Below are 4,234 nucleotides of genomic sequence, written 5' to 3'. Positions count from 1 at the left end.
GCTTCTTTACTGGTAGAGTTTGTTTCAATGGCAGGCTATCCCTTATGCCACCAGAAAACTTGGTTTGGGGGAGGTGTGGAATAGAACTGGTACAGTGCCCATCTACATAATATTGATGCAATACCCACCTGATAAAACCCTATCCATCTCCAAGGACCCCATGCATTTATTTTTCCCATGCACTATGCGCATTGACGATATTGCTTTTCCTTATGGGGCGCGGGTTTAAGTAATGTTAAGGTTCTTTTAGTTTCATTTTTAATAAAATCCAACAGAAAATAAATGTTGACTTTATCTACAAGAAAGTTTTATAGAGTTTCTCATAAGCTTTAACAGGCGGTATGAGTGAGTTGCAATGGATCTAAATCCAGCAACTGTTGTTATTTTTGTATTTTGAGTGTTGTTATCCATCTGTTTTGTTACACGACTTTTGTCGAAGCAAATGTTTTGGCAAATTAGAGTGTTTGTGTTAAATACCCTGCTGTAACGGCAGGAATGTGGAAAAGGAACTTGAGATATGCAAAGCAACACATTTTATCGTTTTATGAGCTGGGTAATGCTATTTTGCTACTCCCATACGCTTTTTGTACCTGGAGCTTACGGAGTAGATGTGCCATCTGCATATCGCAGCCAAGATTTTGATATTTCTAACTATACCCTACGTGTGCAACGGGTTATAACTCCTAAAGAATTTGGACTAGAAAATGAAGTTCAGGACCTGCATGCTGAGCATCAGGATCATAGCAAATCTGAACCATGGCACTTTAAGCTGCAAGTCTTGCACAGGCAACTGGAAAACGATGATATTCAAAATGATACAGGTGGCTTAGAAACCATTTCCGCCGGCCAGAAACAGGACTTGAAAATTGTTGCTGAGCATACGGTTTCTCCCTGGCAACAGAACAATGATAAAGCACTGAAGTTACTGCATGATAAGGAGGATAAATCTTATGGGGTGCAGTGGTTGGTGCCACAATTGGGAAATGTTGTGGTGGACTGGAATGGTTCTGTGCTGCTCAAGGGGGGGGATTCTGATTCCTTAACCTCTAAGATTCGGGTTGAAACCTTTGGCAATGTTGTTTTGGATGATCTTTATGCAAAACATTTACAGGTGGCTGCTGCTTTTGTGATCAACACTGGAACGTCTAAAATAGATAGACTCGATGTTAAGCTCAATCATCCTGAGCAAACATCGGCGTTTGTGGTAGATGAAGACAGTGCCTTGGATGTGAAGAATCTGAATCTTCAAGGGGGTGCTTTGTTTAATCATGGACAAGTTAAATTTGCAGCCAAGGGCCAACTTGACCTGTGGAATGAGGGTTTTTTCAATCACGGAATTGTCCAGGGCGTTGAAGGTGCAGCGATTCACCACGGCGGTGTCATGGCAAACTATGGTAAGTTTTTGTCTTCTGGTTTGCGTGTCGATGGCAATTTCTTTTCCAATTATGGGGAAATACAGGCTGATAATCTATCCTTTGATCTCAAAAAGGGAGGCGAGAACCATGCCACAATAAAAACCAATGAAGCGACACAGCTCAAGACCAAATTGCACTGGCGTAACTTTGGGGAGATGAGCGGAGCAGGAAAACAAACACTAGAAATTGGTGGTGATCTCTATAACCATAAGCAAATGAGTGCAGCAATTCAAAAAGTGAATGTGCAGGGAGCAACTTATAATGAGGGCACTATTCATGGAGAAGAGAATTTAGATTTTTCAACCAAGCATTTATCTAACGCGGTGACTGGTAAAATTGGTGGTCATGGTGCAAGTACAGTGAGTGTTGGTGAGGGACTATCGGAAGGTGATATTTACGGCAGACGAGGTTTGTCTTTTACCACAGGGGGCAAATTCATCAATAGAGGCAAACTGGGCAGTGGTGCAAGCGATAATGCACAAACTACTCATGGCCCTCTCACCTTAGATTTAAAAAAATCCAGTAAGTTTGTTAATGAAAGTGAAGGCAAACTAATGGGGTCTGAGGTGGCAACCTCAGGCAGAGGAGAGCTGATAAATCATGGATCGGTTCATGGAGAGCAACAAACCCAGATTAAAAATAGTCAACTGACCAATATAGGGGTTGTTTCTAGTCAAGGCCATGTACATCTCGGCCTAAAAAAAAGCTTAGTTAACGAAGGGAAAATCACCGGTGCAACCGGAGAGATTTCTGGAAAATGCAAACTTGTCAATGCGTCTGGAACAAAAGATGAGCCTGGGCTTAGCTTTAAGGAAAGCCTGGAGTTTGCAAGATTTTCAGGGCAGTTTGCCAACAAAGGGCATATGGCTGTGGGTGGTAAAATCAAAGGGGAGATTGCTCAACTAGAAAACCGCGGTTTTATTGAGGCAAGCCAGGGTTATGACCTATCGGTGCAAAACTTACAAAATCTAGGAGCTTTCCTGGGAACCGGTAATTTAAAAGTAACTCGGGGAAAAAACCAAGGGCATTTACAGGGGACAGGTTTAGAGCTAACAGTGGGGAGTAAATTTACCAATCAAGGGAATTTATTATTACGGCATATCAATGGATCTGGCAGCTTGATTAACGAGAATATTTTAAAATTGGAAAGCAGTACAGACGCACCAAGCGTTATTGAATGCAATGCCTTTAAGAATAGTACAGGGACATATCTTGGCGAAGCAATCACCGGCAAGTTGACAGGTGAACATATTGTTTTTGGCTCTCGTGACTGGCACAACGATGCAGGTGCCGGAATAGAGGCTGGTCAGGTCGAATTCAAGGCTGTTGCCAAAGCTGGTAGACGGTCAAGGCAAAGGGAAGGTCAAGCTGTCAACGCCGGTATTTTAAAGACAAAACAGCTGGATATTAAACGTCAGAGCTTTACCAACGATGAGACTATTTCGACCAATACTCTGACACTTACAGGAAAATCCTTTAAGAATAGTGCGACCGGTGATATGGAGGTGAGTAACACTACCATTGTGGATCTTCATGAGTTGGTCAATGCGGGAATCATTGATTTCAAAGGGGCATTTAATGGCACGGTGCAAAATCTACATAACAAAGGCCAGTTCGAATTGCAGGGTGATGGGAACGTCCTGGGCACAAAGTTAATCAATGATGGCATCTTTATTGCCGAAAAGCGTTGGCAATGGAACGGGCAGGATTTTATCAACAACCGTAACTTTGCCATGCATGAAAGTGCTGTAACCGCCAAACGCCAGCTTATCAATCGGGGTAATGTACGTTTGCATAAGGGTAAGTTACAGATGTCGCATCTACTCAATTTGAATGTCATTGACGATGCCAAGGACCTCCACTCAGGTTTTCGGAGTATTTCTAATTCTGCCACCAATCAATCCGCAGAATTTAAATCAGGTCTGATGGAAAACCGAGGTTTGGTGGACTTCTCACAAAAGGGCAAATTAAAATTTACCGGAAAGCAGCTGCTCAATACGGGCACAATAACCAGTCAGCACTCAGAGGTTAATTTACAAAAACTTCTTAACGAGGGAACCTTTACCGCGCAACAAAATTTATCTGGTTGTGTCACAACTTTGGATAACTCAGGGTCGTTCAAATCGGCAAAGGGGCTTATTGATCTAAAAGGAGATCATCTGCTCAATTCCGGGAACTTTACAGGACATTTGGGAGTTCGTTATAATGGCCGCCAATTGACCAATAAGAAAGGCGGACAAATAGCTTCAACAAAAGATTTAAACTTCACCCTTTCTGAAGCTAGCTCTAATGCTGGTGAGATCTTTAGTGTGAACAACCAGGGATCCTTAACAGTGAACGGTCAAAATATCACCAATACGGGTATGATATTGGGCAAGGACCTTAAGCTTACTGCCGAACAACTATTAAATAAGGGAACAATCCAAGCCCAAGAAAAGATTACAGGAGATATTAATATCCTGGACAATAAGCATCTTTTACAGACAACAAAAGGTGCTATGGTTTTGCAAGGCAATACGTTAACCAACTCTGGAAAAATTCTAGGCACAGGTGGGTTGTCCTACAAAGGAACAACAGTCACGAATGCGTCTGGTGCAGCAATTGGTTCCTCACAAGCGGTGAATTTGAACTTCAGTAAAACTCTTAAAAATAAGGGTAAAATTCAAGGAGATAAGACAATCAACCTAACTGGGAGGGAAATATTTAACTGGGATAAAATCATTGGATTGTTGGGCAAAAGTATTTGGAACATAAGTTGGAAAGTCGAAAACCGGGGTAAAATTCAGCTTAATGAGCTGGATCTGCAAGGTCGTTATGCA

At 42.1% G+C, this 4,234-nt stretch carries 1 protein-coding gene; it reads left to right on the top strand.

Annotated features, from left to right (window positions below):
* Positions 1-517: 517 nt before the first annotated feature.
* On the top strand, positions 518-4,234 hold a 3,717-nt coding region (locus ABFQ95_07835), incomplete at its 3' end, for a hypothetical protein (protein MEN8237431.1).

The organism is Pseudomonadota bacterium (assembly GCA_039714795.1).
GTDB lineage: Bacteria > Pseudomonadota > Alphaproteobacteria > JAGOMX01 > JAGOMX01 > JBDLIP01.
The sequence above is the reverse complement of the archived record's forward strand: the minus strand, read 5'-3'. Positions and strand labels throughout refer to the sequence as shown.